The organism is Bilifractor sp. LCP19S3_H10 (assembly GCF_052119185.1).
Lineage (GTDB): Bacteria > Bacillota > Clostridia > Lachnospirales > Lachnospiraceae > Bilifractor.
Map to the genome: position 1 here is coordinate 188,295 of NZ_JBQKFT010000002.1, position 18,239 is coordinate 206,533.

The 18,239-nt window shown below is 49.3% G+C and carries 16 protein-coding genes; 9 read left to right on the forward strand and 7 right to left on the reverse strand.

Translation table 11 applies throughout. From position 1 onward, the window contains the following. Nucleotides 1–66: 66 nt before the first annotated feature. The 3 genes from lspA (at nucleotide 67) to ACTQZS_RS02595 (ending at nucleotide 2,352) form a co-directional block, all read left to right on the forward strand. On the forward strand, nucleotides 67–615 hold the full coding sequence (gene lspA / locus ACTQZS_RS02585) for a signal peptidase II (RefSeq protein ID WP_441474449.1): 549 nt from the start codon (nucleotides 67–69) through the stop codon (nucleotides 613–615). Continuing rightward, nucleotides 612–1,529 carry an RluA family pseudouridine synthase gene (locus ACTQZS_RS02590; RefSeq protein WP_441474450.1) on the forward strand — a complete coding sequence of 306 codons (918 nt, stop codon included), beginning with the start codon at nucleotides 612–614 and terminating at the stop codon, nucleotides 1,527–1,529. Before lspA ends, ACTQZS_RS02590 begins: the two co-directional genes overlap by 4 nt. A gap of 175 nt (nucleotides 1,530–1,704) precedes the next feature. Next, a complete protein-coding gene (locus ACTQZS_RS02595) occupies nucleotides 1,705–2,352 on the forward strand; it encodes an AAA family ATPase (RefSeq protein WP_441474451.1) in 648 nt (215 codons plus the stop codon). Between the two features lie 272 nt (nucleotides 2,353–2,624). Here the strand turns inward: ACTQZS_RS02595 and asrC are convergent, their stop codons facing one another. Genes asrC through asrA form a run of 3 tightly spaced genes read right to left on the reverse strand, consistent with a single transcriptional unit; the run spans nucleotide 2,625 to nucleotide 5,567 of the window. After that, nucleotides 2,625–3,701, reverse strand: coding sequence for a sulfite reductase subunit C (asrC, locus tag ACTQZS_RS02600; protein ID WP_441474452.1), 1,077 nt, complete (start codon nucleotides 3,699–3,701; stop codon nucleotides 2,625–2,627). Between the two features lie 14 nt (nucleotides 3,702–3,715). Continuing rightward, nucleotides 3,716–4,516: an anaerobic sulfite reductase subunit AsrB gene (gene asrB, locus ACTQZS_RS02605; protein WP_441474453.1), complete on the reverse strand. Its 801-nt coding sequence runs from the start codon at nucleotides 4,514–4,516 to the stop codon at nucleotides 3,716–3,718. After that, entirely contained in the window at nucleotides 4,503–5,567 is a 1,065-nt protein-coding gene (gene asrA, locus ACTQZS_RS02610) for an anaerobic sulfite reductase subunit AsrA (protein ID WP_441474454.1), read from the reverse strand. The genes asrB and asrA overlap by 14 nt, the downstream gene beginning before the upstream one ends. A gap of 311 nt (nucleotides 5,568–5,878) precedes the next feature. On the opposite strand from asrA, the gene ACTQZS_RS02615 reads away from it, so the two are divergent. The 6 genes from ACTQZS_RS02615 (at nucleotide 5,879) to ACTQZS_RS02640 (ending at nucleotide 11,925) form a co-directional block, all read left to right on the forward strand. Beyond that, nucleotides 5,879–6,589 (forward strand): Crp/Fnr family transcriptional regulator, encoded by a 711-nt coding sequence (locus ACTQZS_RS02615; protein ID WP_441474455.1) that lies wholly within the window; start codon nucleotides 5,879–5,881, stop codon nucleotides 6,587–6,589. 154 nt (nucleotides 6,590–6,743) lie between these two features. Then, entirely contained in the window at nucleotides 6,744–8,054 is a 1,311-nt protein-coding gene (locus ACTQZS_RS02620; protein ID WP_441100155.1) for a homoserine dehydrogenase, read from the forward strand. 97 nt (nucleotides 8,055–8,151) lie between these two features. Further along, entirely contained in the window at nucleotides 8,152–8,559 is a 408-nt protein-coding gene (locus ACTQZS_RS02625; RefSeq protein ID WP_441474456.1) for a DUF6483 family protein, read from the forward strand. Between the two features lie 50 nt (nucleotides 8,560–8,609). Then, on the forward strand, nucleotides 8,610–9,254 hold the full coding sequence (locus tag ACTQZS_RS02630) for a lysoplasmalogenase (RefSeq protein WP_441474457.1): 645 nt from the start codon (nucleotides 8,610–8,612) through the stop codon (nucleotides 9,252–9,254). 372 nt (nucleotides 9,255–9,626) lie between these two features. Next, complete coding sequence (locus ACTQZS_RS02635; protein ID WP_441474458.1) at nucleotides 9,627–11,213, forward strand: L,D-transpeptidase family protein; 1,587 nt, start codon at nucleotides 9,627–9,629, stop codon at nucleotides 11,211–11,213. Between the two features lie 181 nt (nucleotides 11,214–11,394). Continuing rightward, nucleotides 11,395–11,925 (forward strand): HD domain-containing protein, encoded by a 531-nt coding sequence (locus ACTQZS_RS02640; protein ID WP_441474459.1) that lies wholly within the window; start codon nucleotides 11,395–11,397, stop codon nucleotides 11,923–11,925. Between the two features lie 7 nt (nucleotides 11,926–11,932). On the opposite strand, the gene ACTQZS_RS02645 is transcribed toward ACTQZS_RS02640, so the two are convergent. From ACTQZS_RS02645 to ACTQZS_RS02660, 4 genes are all read right to left on the reverse strand, one after another. Further along, nucleotides 11,933–12,952 (reverse strand): tyrosine-type recombinase/integrase, encoded by a 1,020-nt coding sequence (locus ACTQZS_RS02645; protein WP_441474460.1) that lies wholly within the window; start codon nucleotides 12,950–12,952, stop codon nucleotides 11,933–11,935. A 261-nt stretch (nucleotides 12,953–13,213) separates the two neighbouring features. Further along, the gene (locus ACTQZS_RS02650; RefSeq protein ID WP_441474461.1) at nucleotides 13,214–13,546 is read right to left on the reverse strand and encodes a hypothetical protein; all 333 of its coding nucleotides are present in this window, start codon (nucleotides 13,544–13,546) and stop codon (nucleotides 13,214–13,216) included. A gap of 274 nt (nucleotides 13,547–13,820) precedes the next feature. Further along, nucleotides 13,821–15,326 (reverse strand): glycerol kinase GlpK, encoded by a 1,506-nt coding sequence (glpK, locus tag ACTQZS_RS02655; RefSeq protein WP_441474462.1) that lies wholly within the window; start codon nucleotides 15,324–15,326, stop codon nucleotides 13,821–13,823. A gap of 326 nt (nucleotides 15,327–15,652) precedes the next feature. Continuing rightward, complete coding sequence (locus ACTQZS_RS02660) at nucleotides 15,653–18,226, reverse strand: family 78 glycoside hydrolase catalytic domain (RefSeq protein WP_441474463.1); 2,574 nt, start codon at nucleotides 18,224–18,226, stop codon at nucleotides 15,653–15,655. Between the last annotated feature and the right edge of the window lie 13 nt (nucleotides 18,227–18,239).

Here is an 18,239-nt window from a genome sequence, read left to right on the forward strand (position 1 = left end):
CCGTGCTGCGCACTCCCGCAAGCGAGGCACCACATGCTGTATTATGAAAGGAACTGTAGTTTACCCATGAGCAATACTGCTGAAAAAAAACGAACCAGTCCGCTTCTCCTGCTGATTGCGGGCGCAATCCTTGTGATTTTCGATCAGTTTACTAAGTACCTCGCCGTCAGCCATCTCGCCGGAAGAGAGGCACGTGTTCTGATTCCCGGTATTCTTGAACTCCGCTACCTTGAGAATAACGGAGCAGCATTCAGCATGCTTCAGAATCAGCAGTGGTTCTTTTATATTCTGACCGCAGTCTTTCTGATTTTCGCCATCTGGCTGATGAGGAGGATCCCACAGAATACATCTGCATTCAATCCTCTTCTGTGGAGCCTTGCCATTCTCTGCGCAGGGGCGGTCGGCAATCTGATCGACCGGATCATGCACCGATATGTGGTCGACTTTATTTATTTCTCCGTCATTAATTTTCCCATCTTTAATGTTGCGGATATCTACGTCACCGTATCTGTGATTCTGTTGATTATTCTGGTTCTGTTTCACTATAAGGACACGGATCTGCAGAAGATCTTCGGGCGAAAGAACAACGCGAATCAAAAAGAGGACGCACAATGAAAGAAATCTCGTTTGCCGTCGAGCCGGAAGACCAGGATAAAAGAATTGATATCTATCTGACCGAACAGCTTGAAACCATGTCACGCTCCCATATTCAGAAGCTTCTGAAGAATGAGAGCGTTTTTGTCGCAGCCCGGACGGTCAGAGCCAATTACAAAATCCAGGCTGGAGACCGGATTCACCTGACAATTCCCGACAATCAGGAGCCGTCTGTCCTGCCCGAGAATATCCCTCTCGACATTCTCTATGAAGATGATTGTCTCCTCGTCGTCAATAAGCCGAAGAATATGGTCGTTCATCCCGCCGCGGGGCATTATGAGCACACTCTGGTAAATGCTCTGCTGTATCACTGCGGAGACAGTCTGTCCGGGATCAACGGTGTCCTCCGGCCGGGCATCGTTCACCGGATCGACAAGGATACGACCGGAGCGCTTGTCGTCTGCAAAAATGATATTGCTCATCAAAGCCTTGCCGCTCAGCTTGCCGTTCACAGCATCACCCGCAGATACCGCGCGATTGTTCACGGAAACCTGACGGAAGACGAAATTACAATCGAGGGCAATATCGGACGCCATCCGGTTGACCGCAAGAAGATGTGCGTAGTCCCGGACGGCAGGGGAAAGCCTGCCGTTACCCATGTCCGCGTGCTTCAGCGGCTGAACGGCTACACTTACATTGAATGCCGCCTGGAAACCGGGAGAACCCATCAGATCCGCGTACATATGGCACATATCGGTCACCCGCTCCTGGGCGATGAACTCTACGGGCCAAAGAGATGCCCCGTGAAGGGACTGCAGGGCCAGACGCTTCATGCCATGATTCTCGGTTTTCAGCATCCGGTCACCGGCGAATATATGGAATTCACCGCGCCGCTGCCGGATTATTTCAATAAGCTCCTGATAAAACTGGCCTGAATTTTGTCCTCCGCTTTTATTCTGATTATATTTGTGCAAACTGACAGTTATTTTGTGAAAGTATACAAAAACATATCCTTTTCGCATAAATTTGTGTGTGATTTTTTGAGGGTTCATGTTATAATGAGCTTAGAAAATTTCTTGCTACAGCACGATGCAGGAAGGAGGACTTGTTATGAAGACCATCATTACAATCGGACGTGAATTTGGAAGCGGCGGACATCTGATCGGCAAATTGCTTGCAGAAGATCTGAAGATCCCGTTTTACGACAAGGAGCTTCTCGACCAGGCCGCCAAGCACAGCGGACTCGCCAAGGAAATTTTTGAAAATCAGGATGAGAAACCGACCAGCAGTTTTCTGTATTCTCTGGTAATGGATACCTATTCCTTCGGTTACACATCGAATGTCATGAACGATATGCCATTGAATCAGAAGGTATTCCTGGCACAGTTTGACACCGTGAAGAAGCTTGCGCAGGAGGGACCATGTGTTATCATCGGAAGATGCGCGGATTACGCGCTCGAGGATAACCCGAATCTTCTGAGCGTATTCATTCACGCGGATCTCGATGTCCGGGTGAGAAGGATTTCCAATCTGTATGATCTGACGGACAATAAGGCCAGAGACCGGATCCGGAAGAACGACAAGAGCCGTTCCAGCTACTACAACTACTATACCAGCAAGGAATGGGGATCTGTAGACAGCTACCATCTCTGTCTGGACAGTTCGAAGTTCGGAATCGACGGCTGCGTGGAGATTATCAAGAACGCGATTGCTCACAAGGAGAGCGGATATCACCACGGCATTACCGATAAGAACTGATTTCGGCAAATACGGGGGGACTGAACACTGTGATTGCAGCCGGTTCTGGAAGGTGAAGGCTGAGAGAAAGGACGGGGCTGCCGCGCGAAAATGTGCGGCAGCCCCGTCCGGTTTATTTACGCGAACAGTGAGCCGCAGCCGAATGCGAAGTATTCGTGTGCGGCGAGCGTCGCAATAGCGAGATAAAACTCGCGCAGCGTGTTTTATCTCGTTTGTTGTGTTTCTCAATTGCTTTTTCTGTTACGTTTTTTCGTTCCTGTTTCTTTTTTCGGTTATCTCTTTTTCTGCGGCTGGTCCTCTCTCGGGATACCGGAGTATCCGTCGTACGGACGGTCGGAGAAACGGTACATGGAGGAGCGGAGCTCATTGGTCTGATCGTAGCGCTTGCCGCCCCAGTAAGGTCTTCCGTTCATCTCGGTCTTCGGTCCGAAATGAACATCCCTCATGATATACTTCAGGAACTCTTCAAAGCCGGTGCGGTCAACAATGTAGCCGATATGCTCCTTATTCTCAACCGCGCCTCTGTCCTGATAGGCATCCAGATAATCATAGGTGTTCTTGATAATCTTGAGAATGCTTTCCTCATCCGCCCATTTCAGAAAATCGACACCCAGCCGCGGGTTCTTCTTTCCGGTACGTCCGAGAAGCGATACGCGGAAATAATGTTCTTTGCTTCGCGTCCATGCACGGGTAGGGCAGTAGATGACACAGACACCGCATCCGATACATTTGTCTGTATCGCGGACAATTTTGCCGTTTACGACAGAGAGTGCTCCTACGCTTCGTCTGCTGCAGTACTTCACACACTGTTCACAGCCGATACAGCGGTCAGGGTTGTACTGAGGCTCTGTCTGTCCGATAATACCAAAATCATTCAGTCTGACATGAGCACAGTCGTTGGAGCAGCCGGTGCAGGCAATCTTCACGTGATGATCGTTCGGATAGATCAGCTTGTCGATTTTCGCTGCAAGTTCCTTGGTGTCGTAGCATCCGAAGGGACACAGAGATTTGCCCGGGCACGCGACGACATTTCTGGTTCCGGAGGAGGGGTAGCCCTCGCCCGGCTTGTTCGGTGCCTGTGTCACTCCGCTCGCGTCGATGATAGACTGCAGCGCCTTATTCACCTCTTCGACATCTTCAATCGGAATTCCCGGAATCTCAAAGCCCTGACGGTTTGTCAGATTTACTTCTCCGGTGCCGTACTTAACCGCGATCTCAACAACCTTCGCGAGAGAGGCCGCATCGATTCTTCCTCCCGGCACACGCACACGGGAGGCGACTTCTCCTCTGACCTTCGACTGACGGAAGTTGTTCTTTTTTAATTTCTTTACATTACAATCGTAACCCATAGATATCTCCCTTCTCAGTCAAGCATATTCTTGCTCTCGGTATAGTTGAAAACCGGACCGTCCAGGCAGACGTACTTCTCGCCGATTCTGCAGTGGCCGCACTTTCCGAGGCCGCAGCACATCTTTCTTTCCTGAGACACCCAGATGTTCTCCTCACGGAACCCCTTCTCGAGAAGCCCCATGACGGAGAAACGCATCATCGGCGGCGGACCGACCACGATCGCCGCGGCCTTCTCCACATCGCGGATTTTCACATCCGGGATGTATTTGGTCACAAGACCAATCTTTCCGTCGTATCCCTCCGGTGCGCCGTCAACGGTGAGCCAGAGATCCAGGCGCTCATCCCATATCTTCAGGTCATCCCGGAACAGCATGTCGTCCGGGCTCTTGAATCCAACGATGACGTGCTTGTCCGCAGCATCCGGTTCGTCCGCGAATGCGCTCACAACACCGCGAACCGGTGATACGCCGGTCCCTCCGGCAATTACCAGAACTTCCTTATTCCGGTAAAGGTCCATATCAAAACCGTTTCCATACGGACCGCGAAGCAGGAGAGTCTGTCCTTTATATTTCTCAAAGACTTCATCTGTAACTCTGCCGACCTTGCGGAGCGTCAGATCGATATAATCCTTACCGATGCCGCTGACAGAAATCGGTGCCTCTCCGAACTTCGGAACAGATACCTCAAAAAACTGACCGGGCTTTACCTCTCCCGAATAGCTGAGACGGAAGGTATATTCCTTCTTTGTGTGCCGGATTACATCCAGAATCTCAGACGTGAAGGGAATGTATGGATTTTTTTCATTTGCTGCCATTTGCACCTGCCTCCTTTCCCGCTGCATCCGCAGATTCCGCAGCAAGTTCATTCACTCTCTGATTCACCTTATTGATGATTTTGGAGAAGGAGATGTACTCCGGACAGACAGCATCACAGCGGCCGCAGCCGACGCACATATCATAGCCGAAGCGTTTCCGGAAGTCATAGATTTTGTGAAGCACCTTAAACCGCATCCGTTCTCCCTGCGTTCGTCTGTACTGACCGCCGCCGGCTACGTTCGTATAACCGTCAATCATGCAGGACGCATTTACACGGCGTCTCTCGCCGACCTTCCCGTTGTCGGTGTAGTAGATGTCCTGCATGGTGAAGCAGGTGCATGTAGGACATACAAGGGTACACCGGCCGCAGCCGATACATCTCGCCGTGTATTCATCCCAGATCGGATCCTTGTAGATACTGTTCGGGATTTCATCGGGAATTTCCACCCTGGTCCGGTTCTCGACGGGATAGGAAGGCGTGACCTCTGCCTTCACACCGCCGGCCTCTTCAAAAACAGACTCCAGGGAAGTGTCCGGCACATCACAGAGAAATCCATCCGACGTCTGCTCTACAGAAAACAGATATCCCTCTGTTGCCCGGTTGGTACCCATGCTGGCCGAAAAGCCGTCCGGATCATCCGCCTCATCACCGGCGATCAGCGCAAACTTTACATGATCACGAATGTTCTCATAGAAATAATCCTTCGGTCCATTGCCAAGATAGATCTGATCCAGCCGTTTTACCGCGTGAATATCGTAGCTTCGAAGAAAAACAATCACATCCCGGGTATCCCGGTCCGCTTCCTTCACAACATTCTCCGTAAAGAAGAAGAGCGTCTCAGACAGCGGCGTCAGGATCTCCTTGAAAGAGTAGTCCGACTTCTTCTGAAGCTCGATTTCCGACGCATCCGTAATGAATTCATAGCGGATGACATCCGTGTCCGTGAATCTTCCCTCCCCGACCTTACGGACAGGCGCAAAGATTCGATAATTTTTGCCGAGATTCTTCACCACCCGAGAGAATCCGGCTTCATCTAGCGTGTATCCCATGTAAATACCTCCTCGTATATATACAGGACATCTACTTCCACACTGTTAAATATAACAAATACTATGAAAAAAGAATACCGATTTCATTATAGTTAAAAATTTAACAATGCGTATCTGACTCATCATTTCAATTATATCACTCCCGCAGATTCATCTGGTTGCACACGCAACGTTAATGATCAATTCTTTGTAAACGCAGACCGGATGACTCCGACAGACCGGTTGCGAAAAGAGAGACTGCGTCCTATAATTTTGCTTAAAGTTACGTCTGGCCTGATCTGCCGGACAGTCAATGGATACGGAGGAACAGCATGCGGTTAAAAGAAGAAGAAATCGCAGAGATATGCGAGGCAGAGATACCTCTTTTCGCGGGACTCGATTCCGGAAAGATCGGAGCGCTGGCCGATCATCTGGACAGTCATATTTCCGGCTTTAAAAAGGGATCGCATATAATTATGGAAGAGGAAAATGTAAAGTTTATCGGTATTGTTTTGTCCGGAAGAGTGGATATGATCCGGGAGGATGTCCTGGGCAATAAAATTTTCATCATCTATATGAGAAAAGGTGAACTTTTCGGAGAGACCTTCAACATCATGAAGCAGACTGCCTCGAGGGTCACTTTCTGTGCGGCGGAAGATACCCGTGTGGTTTTCCTGTCCCTGAACCGGATCCTTCATCCCTGCAGCAATCAGTGCGTCTTTCATGTGAATCTTGCGGATAATCTGTATGATCTTCTCGGGCATAAAAATATGCAGCTGATAGAAAAAATAGAGATCGTATCCAAACCGGACCTGAGGAGCAAGATTCTAAGCTATCTGTCGCTGCAGGCAGAGAAGCAGAACACCCGCTACATCGAAATCCCGCTGAACCGCGAGGAAATGGCGGAGTATCTGTGTGCGAACCGAAGCTCACTCAGCCGTGAGCTTGCTTTGCTGAAGCAGGATGGCATTCTCGATTTTCACAAGAATACCTTTATTCTGCTCCGCAATCCGCTTCACGCATTTCCCGCACAATATCAATGAAAGCCTTTCATAAGAAAATTGTGCGCAGCTGCAGACATTCTGTTATAATATTAATTCAATCGGATTTCTGATCCGATGAATTCACAGAATAACCATATTTATTCTATATTATATACACCATCATTCAAATATACACCGGGAGTGGAAAACAATCATGGAAAAAATAAAAGTCGGCATGCTTGGAATCGGCAACATCGGCAAGGGAACCTACAAGGCACTTGCCATGAATCAGAAGAAGATCGCGGATACAACCGGACTGGATATTGAAATCGTGAAGATTCTGAACCGTCACCCTGAAAAGGACCGCGGAATCGACATCCCCCGCGAGAAATATACAACGAATGTAGATGACATCCTGAACGATCCGGAGATCAGCATCGTCGTGGAACTGATCGGAGGTATTGAGCCAGCCACCACGTTTATGGCACGGGCACTCGAGAACGGCAAGAGCGTTGTCACCGCAAACAAGGCGGCAATTGCCGCAAATGGCCGCATGCTTGCGCAGCTCGCACAGGAACACCATGTTCTGCTCCGTTTCGAAGCGGCTGTGGCAGGCGGAATTCCGATCCTGACCTCCCTGACGACTGCCCTTCTGTCCAACGAATTCAGCTCCGTTCACGGCATCCTGAATGGAACGACAAACTATATCCTGACGCAGATGGAAGAAAATGGCAAGGATTACGCCGATATTCTTCGGGACGCACAGGCGAAGGGCTTCGCGGAGGCAGACCCGACCGCTGATGTGGAGGGAATCGATGCGGCGAATAAGCTCTCGATTCTGATATCTCTGGTATTCGGTCTGGGTGTAGGACCGGATCAGATTCCTACACAGGGCATCACCCACGTTGGATCGGATGACATCGCCTTTGCAAAGGAATCCGGATATAAGATCAAGCTGCTTGCGAGTGCCCGTGAGGAGAACGGAGAGGTTTCCGCCAGCGTGGAGCCGTCGCTCGTTCCGGTCAGCCATCCTCTGGCGAATGTCCGCAATGAATTCAATGCCGTGTTTATCACCGGCAACGCGGTTGACAATCTGATGTTCTATGGCAGAGGGGCCGGTCCGCTTCCGACCGGAAGCGCTGTCATGGGAGATGTGATCGGCGTGGCCCGCAAGTGGGAGAAGGATTCCGCCTACGATATCGTTCCGCAGCTGCGCTACGACGCCGACCTGAAATTCATCGGTGAGGGCAGCAACAAATACTATGTGCGGATGATGGCTGAGGATATCCCCGGCGTCATGGGCAGAATCACTACAATCCTCGGAGCGCACGGAATCAGCATCGAGACAGCCCTGCAGCGGCCGGGCAGAAATAACGGCGACACGCGAACCTCGTCGGCTCCCATCGTCCCGCTGATTTTTATCTTTGCCAATGTAGAGAAGACAATCGTCAGCGACGCGCTCGATGATCTTCTGGAAAATCACTGCGTGAAATCCGTCGAAACCGTGATGCGCGTAGAAGAATAGTCCTCCGGATTGTTTTTTTGTACGCAGAAGAGTAAGTCCTACGGATTTTTTACGATTATTTGTATCAGAAAAGCAAATTGCAAAAAGGATATCCACTATGTTTGAAGATGATTATGTAACCCGGCAGAACCGGGAGATCCTGAATACGCTGCGAAAAATTGTGTTTGGCGAGGCCGACCGGACTCCGTATAACACTGCAGCCCGGGAGAGCGGAAGAGAGGTGCAGAATGTCAACGAACAGATGGACGACACCTCCGAAGCTCTCTTCGAACTACAGTCCATGGTAGATGACGGAGACATCAATGACGCTGAAAACAAGGTCTATGATCTGATCGAAACCGGCGACCGGGGGAATATGCGCACGGCGCTCTATTTCTACGCGTACCTGAATGACAAATCCGACGATTTTCTGGAAAGACACCAGTACAGCCGTCAGGAAGTCACCGATGGCATCCGGAATGTATGCGAAACCTACGGACTCGGCAGCCTGGTACAGGTATTCTGACCCGAAGACGGTTACAAGGTGGTTTATTATTTAGGGGAGGAGACTTTGAAATGGCACTCTGTGTATCGATCCTTTCACTGGTGTGCTTTTGTATACTGAGTGTTCTGGAACTTCGATTCCACCAGACGGATAAGGAGCATTTCTTCAAGCCGCTGCTGATGCCGGTGCTGATTGTATTTTATCTGTCATCCGTCTCCGTGTCGGGAAGGGAAATCCGGTATCTTCTGATTCCGGCTCTGATCGGAGGATTTCTTGGAGATACGTTTCTTCTCCGGGAGGAGTACTTTATTCCGGGTCTGCTGTCCTTTCTGGCAGGCCATGTCTTCTATATTATTGATTTCTGGAGAAACATCAAGGTATCCTGGCTGCGGCCCATCCCGGTCAGTGTCATCTTCATGATCTATTTTCTCTATATGATCCTTGTCGTTCAGAAACTTTTTCCCGGCATGGACCCTAGGGCAAAGGCGCCGGTTAGCCTCTACATCGGTGTTATTCTGGCCATGAGTTTCAGTTCTTACCTGATGTATATGACAGGGAAAACCTCCGGAAGAATGATCACCTGGGCAGGAACCATGCTCTTTATCGTTTCCGACACCATCCTTTCATTCCAGGTATTTCATAAGAAGAGCGGCACATGGGTTATGCCGACATACCTTGCCGCACAGTTCCTCATCGTACTGGGTGCACTTATGTAGGCGCAGTTTCTCATCGCGCCGGGTGCGCTTATGCAGGCGCAGTTCCTCATCGTACCGGGTGCTCTTATGCAGGATGTGCCACAGATTCCGGTCACGGCATTTACCCGCAGCAGAAAAAACTGGTCGAAAAATACATTGTGCAAAATCTGACACAAAATTATCTTTTCTTGTAATGTTTTTTTTACCATATACGGGTATAATCCTGTTTTGAGATCAGAAATACCATCCGGCTAAGTTTTATCATGTCCGGAGAAACCAACAGTTTACAACAAATCCTAATCCCCCGCATGCGGGGCACCACAATATGTATAAGTATCCGCGTCACGACAGCTGCTCTGCAGCTTACGTGCCGCTGACAGGAGTGTGATATTTTTGAATAAAACTTCAAGTAACAGAAACAATCAGAAAACAAGAAATCTTTCCGTCAGCACAATTATACTGATCGTGTTGCTGGCGGTTATCATCATCGGCATTATATCGGTATTTGCGATTTATCAGCACGCGAAGCATACAGACACTTTCATGAAGAACACCACCTTCAACGGTGCTGATATCTCCGGTATGACGCCCTCACAGGTTGCTGATCAGATCATTCAGAACAGTCAGCCGGTGACGATCGATATTACCGAAAACGACCAGACGGTGCTGACCGGAGATCTTTCCGACTACGGATACAGTCTGGACAAAAACTCAATGACAGCCTCTCTTGAAAAGGCAAGAGAAGCACAGACAGAGAGCATCAGCGCATATCTGCAGAACACAGCCGGAGGAGATAACATCTCCGCAGACAACGTATATTCATTCGATGAGGCCACTTTTGACTCTTTTGTACAGAGCTCAAAGTTCAGTGTCGCCCGCGTAAAATCAGTTGAGGCTGCGGTTAATCTGGATTCTTCCACCAACACCTACGTTGTCACACAGCCGGTGCAGGGAAATGAAGTGGATGACACTAAACTCCAGAAGGCAGTCCGGGACGCAATTGAAAGCGCATCCGAAAACGGTACACTCACCGGCACTCTGAAGATCGCAATTCCCGAAGACTGTTACACTTCAGAGACAGTGAATATGGATACCACAGATCTGCAGAAGGAAGCTGATGACAAGAATAAGGAGCTGAAGCTTCAGGCTTACAAGGACATGGTGATCACCTACCAGTTCGGGGATCAGAGCGAGACGCTTACATACGATACCTTCAAGGACTGGCTCACCATTGCAGACGACGGAAGCTGCACCGTGGACAAGGACAAGGCCGCTGCATGGGTGAGTGATCTTGCGAATAAATACAATACCCGTCATATTGAAAAAACCTTCAAGACCACGGGCGGTCTGACCATTGACTTCCCGGCCGGAAAGGTGGAATACGGGTACACCGTTGATGAGGATTCCGAAACCGCGGAACTCATCAAGGATCTTCAGGCAGGCCAGTCCGTCAGCCGTGAGCCGATATACGTTCAGACCAATGACTATGGAAACCCGTACTACTACAAGAGAAACGGAACGGATGATCTGGCCGGAACCTATGTGGAAGTCGACCTGACGAAGCAGCACCTCTGGTATTACAAGGATGGCTCCCTGCTTCTGGAGAGTGATCTTGTAAGCGGTGACCTTTCGAAAAATCAGGGCACCATGACCGGCATCTTCCCTGTCGCATACAAGGAAAGTCCTTCCACTCTGGTGGGCGCAAACTACTCCACAAAGGTTCAGTACTGGATGCCGTTCTATGAGGGTGAAGGTCTTCACGATGCGTGGTGGCGCACCGCATTCGGCGGTGAAATCTACAAAACCAACGGATCAAACGGATGTCTGAATCTTCCGTCGAATGTAGCACAGTCCATCTATGAAAACATCGACGCAGGTGTTCCGATCGTGATCTACTATGAACCCGGCACAGAACCCGCAGATTCAACCTATGCGTCAGACTCTACGACAATGGCGGACAATGCAGCCGCAGCCGGCTGATATGAATTTAAGAACGAGAGCGCAGATTGTGACCTTCCTGTACTGGTCTGTAAAATCCTGAGTAAGCGGCGCTTTATTAAAAATTTATTTTTTATTATTCAAAAAAGATATATAATAAGGGATTGAAAAGACAAATCGTTAATGGATCAGTATTTTACCGGAATCCGGAGGAAGGATAATCTTGCAGGAAGAAAATATCTCAAATATTGAAAAATATGGAAAACCGGTTCTCAACAGTCTGAAGTTCCGGGAAGCTCTGGAGCAGTGTCATCATCACAGCTCAACCGTGGGCATGCATTCTCTGAACGTCACCTTTGTTGCCCTCGGCATCGGATACATGCTGGCCAGGCTTCATATCCGCACGGACACCAGGGCACTGGTTGTCGGCTGCCTGTGCCATGATCTCGGCATCCTGGGTCGAGAACGCTTCACCTCAAGTTCATCTATGTGCAGACTTCATCCGATTGAATCCGCTAATCTTTCTGTTTTTTTCGCAGATCCGGAAGACAGGGACAAGGTCTATGATATCTGTATGCACCACATGTTTCCTCTGCTGGCTGCACCGCCAAGAACAAGGGAAGGATGGGTGATCACGGTTGCCGATAAGGTATCCGCCGTCGGTGAGAGGATGCTTCCCCCCATCCGCCGGATGTGGGAGAAGAGAAATCTCAAGGTAATACCTGATCCCTTCATTTTGAACATTGCCGCATAACCTGCCTTCAAGAATCTTCCTTATATACGTCCTGAATAATCTCAACGGCCGTCTTCTTATTCTCCGCATTGTCGGTGATATAGTGGGCGGCCGTTACGCTGATATCCGAGTGATTCAGTGCCTGCTGTGTAAGCTTGATATCGTGGGTGGCCTGATAGAGGTTGTCTCCGAAAGTCTTCCGGAGCGAATGGACATGAATATTCTTGTCCGGGACAACCGATTCCGTGTATTTTTTCACGATGCGCTGCACCGATCTCGGTGTGATTCTCCGCTTCTGATTGGAAAGAAAAAGCGCCGGATCGTCTGCATCCTCCGCCCGCTCATAGCGTATATAATCACGCAGAGCGCTTTCCGCATTCTCATTCAGGAAGACGATATCATCGATTCCTCCCTTGCGGTGGATCACAAGCTTATGTTCCTCCCACAGGACATCCGTGAGATCGATTCCCACACACTCTGAAAGCCGGATCCCCGTGTTCAGCATGAGAGTGAAGAGGGCAGTGTCGCGGTACTGATTTTCCCGGTTGCATTTTTTCTGATGCTCGGAGGCCAGTGAGCTTCCGGTCGTCACCCCGGCCATCACCTGATTTACTTCCTCCGTATTCATGAACTGCAGATCCCGCCTGGGATCTTTTTTTTGCTTCAGCTCAATGCTGTACTCAGAGAGCGGATTGTGCGCAATAAAGCCATATGATTTCAAAAATTTATAAAAGGAACGGAGCGCCGCAAGCTTTCTGGCCTTTCCTTCAGATTTTCCGGTGCGGAAGCTGCCGAAATAATCATCGAAATCAAAATTGTTCAGCTGTCCGAGTGTATCCGCCGAAAGATCCATGACATCAATACCTTGAGCATTTGCCGTATACGTCAGGAACCCGCGAATGTCATAGAGATAATTCAGAATTGTCCGCCGCGACTTGCTTCCCGCAGCAAGGTTGCTGATGTAGTTTTTCACATATTGAGGAAGCTCTGTCAACAGATCATTGATTTTCTCCATAGTGAGAATATCGACTTCTTCGTTGTATTTCATAAATGAAATCCTTTCGGCTTTGCGATGATGCGGCCTGACGGAGGCCGCACCGATAAAATGGGCGAAAAATCTGGATAAAGATGAGAATGAGAGAAGACAGACAGGGATATAAAGTGTCGTAAAATAACAATTTTACGACACTTTATATCCCTTTTCCGGAAATTAATACTCCTATATGTCCTTATGAGCAATGATCTGCCTCATCGAATTATCTGCGTTATCCAATGATTATCTGCGGTTTCTTTTTTCCCATTCTATCGATTATCTGCGGTTTCTTTTCTCCCGTTCTATGCGATCTCTTTCCTCTGCTGCGGCTGACCGGACATCTGCAGGTATTGCGTTTGATTTTACAATTCCAGGAAGAAGTTTTTCATAAGAAAGGTCGTTCCGGTCCTGCGCATGCAGATCATAATCGCATCTGTAATAAGAATGTCCGGTATAAATATCCAGCCCGTCCTTATCCTTGTCCACACGAATAATTGCGGATGTTGTCACGGGTGTTCCGTCGTTTACGTCATACTTACGGTACACATATCCGCGCACCCAGAAAAACTTTCCATTATAATGCAAGGACCAATCCTTCAGATCTGCCATATCTTATTTCCTCCGGCAAAAAATTCTTTTATTACAGCTTTAACGCAAACACATCATGCTGGCCGACCGGCATGAAGCCGCACATGTCAAATAATAGATGCAAAAAACGACCGGCATGAAGCCACACAAGTCAAATGATAGATGCAAAAGACGACCGCCACAAGGCCGCACATGTCAAATGATATGTGAAATATCCGATGTCATGATAGCTGCTGATATAGCTATCATTATACAGCCTTTTATCAGAGAAGCAACCGGTACCTGATTTACAATCTTATTCTGTATCTTTTGCCCATCCGAGCGTCGAACGGACTGCCTGCTTCCATCCCTTAAGCTCCCTTGTACGGGTCTCATCGTCCATCTGAGGCCGGAATTCACGGTCTATGGACCAGTTATGCATGACATCGTCTCTGCTGCTCCAGAAGCCTGTTGCGAGCCCTGCGAGGTAAGCGGCGCCCATGGCCGTCGTTTCCACGCATACCGGGCGTCTCACAGGCGTGTTGATGATATCGGACTGAAACTGCATCAGGAAATTATTCATGCTTGCGCCGCCGTCCACCTTCAGCGAAGACAGATGAATTCCCGAATCCAGCTCCATCGCGTGAAGCACATCACTGGTCTGGAAAGCCAGAGATTCCAGCGTTGCCCGGATGATATGATATTTGTTTACGCCGCGGGTCAGCCCTGTTATGGCGCCGCGGGCGTACGGATCCCAGTACGGAGCTCCGAGTCCGGTAAAAGCAGGAACCACATAGCAGCCATTCGTGTCCGGGACTCTTGTCGCAAAATATTCAGAATCCGGTGAGGAATCAACAATCTTCAGCTCATCCCGAAGCCATTGAATCGCAGCTCCTGCTACGTAGACAGATCCTTCAAGGGCATAATCCACTTTCCCGTCCAGCCCCCAGGCGACCGTCGTCAGAAGCCCGTTCTCGGAATATACCGGCTTATCCCCCACATTCATCAGCATAAAGCAGCCGGTACCATAGGTATTTTTTGCCTCACCGGGTTTGAAACAGGTCTGCCCGAACAGCGCAGCCTGCTGATCTCCCGCTGCTCCCGCAATCAGAACCGGTGCCCCGAAAAATTCCTTGTCCGCCTCTCCGTATATGCAGCTTGACGGTTTCGCCTCAGGAAGAATACTCATGGGGATGTCCAGAATGTCGCACAGCTCCTCATCCCACTTCAGCGTGTTGATATTAAACAGCAGCGTACGGGATGCGTTGGAATAATCGGTCACATGCACCTTTCCCTTGGTCAGCTTGTAGATCAGCCAGCTGTCCACGGTCCCGAAGCAGAGATCTCCCTTCTCCGCCATCTCCCGGGCACCTTCGACATGATCCAGAATCCAGCGGATTTTCGTACCGGAAAAATACGGATCGATAATGAGCCCCGTTTTCTTCTTGAATATATCAACAATTTCCGGGCGGTTCACTCTCAGATTTTCTGTGAAATCAGCGGTACGGCGGCACTGCCAGACAATTGCGTGGCTGATCGGCTGCCCGGTTCTGCGGTCCCACAAAATTGTTGTTTCACGCTGATTCGTAATGCCAATTGCCGCAATTTCCTCTGGCGCGGCATCAATCTTCCGCATCGCTTCACGCGCTACCTGCAGCTGACTCTGCCAGATCTCATTGGCATCATGCTCCACCCAGCCCGGCTGAGGGAAGTACTGCATGAATTCCTTCTGCGCCATACTGCAGATTTCACCTCTGCTGTTGAACAGAATACAACGGTTGCTTGTGGTACCCGAGTCCAGTGCCATCACATACTTTGCCATAATTGTAAAAACCTCCCTTGTCCGCTGCTTTGTGGAAGCAAACGAAAAAGTCAGTCAATAGACGATAGTCTTTTTCTATCGCTTTTCGACTGACTCCATCCAACTCCAGTGCGTATACTCTATAACTCTATAACTCTATAACTCTATAACTCTTTAGGTAAATCTCATAGATTCATTTCGGAAACAGTTATATTTTATTGCACTTTTACCAAATTAGCAAGCTGTTTTTTCAAGCTGTTTTTCAATTGGCAGCATCTTAACCTCTCTGACAAGCTTCTGCTCCGGAAGGATTATAGTACTGTGCAGTGATACATACTCACTTCTTCTTAATACTGCCAGCATCCGGCCTCAGCTATGAAGGCTTCCCTTCCTGGAAGTTCCACGGTTGCTGTTGTATTTGCCGGTACCTGGATTGTGTAATGATAATTTCCTTCTGCATCCTTTTCCCAGCGGCAGGAGACCAGCCCGTACACGCTGTCATAGCTGCTCTCCGCGAAGCTGCATCTCCCGCCCGGCTTGGGCGCAATCCGGAAGGAGTTTCTTCCGTTCACGGAAATTCCACACATCGTGCGGAACAGCCACGCACAAACTGCTCCCTTGGAATAATGGTTCAGGGATCCGATCCCTCCCTGCTTTGACGCAGGTCCTTCCCATGCCTCCCAGATGGTTGTGGCCCCATTCTTCGGCATAGAAAGCCATCCCGGAATATCTTCGTTCTCCAGAAGACGGTACGCATACTTGACATCAATCTCTGTAAGCACATCCAGAATTAACGGAGTAGAAAGGAATCCGGTTCCAAGTCTCCAGTCATAATGATCCAACGCTTTGATCAGCCGTTTCTTGGCAAATTCTGTCTGTTCTTCATTCAAAAGATTAAAAGCAAGAGGTCTGACGAGTTGTGCCTGGCGGTCCGTATCCAGACTGTATTTTCCTCCGCTGACCAGCTCCTGATATGCTCTGCGGCATCCATTGCTGCTGCGCATAAACTCTCCGGCATCTCTATCGTGTCCGAGTATCCTGGCAATGTTCGCCATCAGACGAAGTACATATGCGGTATAGGCAGTCGATACCTCCGGGTGGGGAACAGAGAAATCCTGCCACCGGAAAGCACATACATCCTCAGGCTCCGCCCATTCCCCATAGCTTTGTCCCTTATTAACCAGATATTTCCGGTTTTCCGGGGAAAGTCTGATCTTTTCTGCTAAAGGTGAGTGATTCACGCCCATCCGCTTCTCCATGAAACGGGCATACCTTGCCATGCCGTCATAGAACTCTTCCAGAATGCTTTTATCGCCGAACATCTTTGCATAACGGTAGGGCATCAGGATCCCGACATCGGCCCATCCCACCGATCCGTTCATCGATCGCATATAAAAATCAGCGCCTCCGTCGGGCACGATATGCGGCAGGCAGCCGTCTTTCTTCTGCCAGTCAAAGACATCATGCAGCCATTTTTTAGAGAAGCTGGCAAAGTCCATCATATACGCTGCGGTTTCAAAAAAAATCTGCGCATCTCCTGTCCAACCGTGACGTTCTCTGGTCGGACAATCAGTCGGAATATCCAGATGGTTGCTCTTGGCAGACCACATTGTTGCCTGATAAAAACGGTTCAACAGCAGATCTGAGCATTTAAATCTTCCGACCGTCTTCATATCGGAATAGACGGCAATGGAGACAATGTTCTCCGGATCCAGCTCCACATCGCCTTCCACCTCCGCGTATCGAAATCCGAAAACTGTAAAACGGGACTCATATTCATTCCATCCGTTTTTACAAGTAAATTCGATCTTCTGCAGGGGGGTAGTCCGTTTTTTTCTCGTGAGCTGAATATTGGCGAGCGTCAGATTTCCCTCCTCATCCAGCATTTCTCCAAAACGCCACACCATCCTCTGACCGTTCTGTGCGTGAACACGGAAAGAGATAATTCCGGCAAGATTCTGTCCAAAATCCAGGAGCTTCTTTCCGTTTGGCGCAGTCGTGATAAGTGGATGAAAGGTCTCATGTTTCGTAACCGGCACATTATTGGAGCAGGTCGGAAGTACCTCATGGCTTGTCAGCTTTGCATACCCAACATAGGAAGAATCTGCAAAAGCATCCATACGAGCATCCACAATTTCCCCATCCTTATTGTCTGCAAAACGGACCGGGCCCTGATCGGACCATTTCCAGCCTGCATCTGTTCCGATCACATCCGATGAGCCGTCCTCATAACAGATCTCCATCTGCGCCAGAAGCTTTGTCTCACTCCCGTACTGATTCTTCAATCCATAAGCACCGCAGCTTCCGCGATACCATCCGTCAGCCAGATCTACATCCAGGATATGAGAATCCACTGAAAGCATATCTGTGACATCATAAGTCTGATACTGCACACGCTTCCTGTAATCCGTATAACCGGGTGCCATATAAAAATCACCCACTTTTACGCCGTCAATCCTGGCCTCATAGAGACCGCAGGCAGTGATGTAGAGTCTTGCCTTCTTCACCGCCCGTCTGCAGGTAAATTCCTTTCGGAAGCAATCGACCGGATAACGTTCCTTCTTATTCACCTTATAATTTCCGGTGATCCATTTCGCCTTCCAACAGGTCGCTGAACCTAGACCGATTTCAAAAAAAGCCTCTTCGCTGATCTCTCCGGCTCTATCCTCCTCATCCCAAAGCTGCACCGTCCACAGGACAGAATCCCTGCTATGCAGTTGGTCGCCTTCCCAGGGAATCAAATGCATCCGGTCAGAGCAAACTTTTCCGGAATCCCATATAAGTCTCCCTTCTTTTTCTGCCCGAATCCGGTATGCTGTCTGTCTGCGTCCGCCCTCACAATTCCAGGATAAACGCGGACGACGGATATCAATGCCCATCGGATTCGTCAAGTATTCCGTTCTAAGTCTGATTGCTTTCATCCCCATTTCCCTC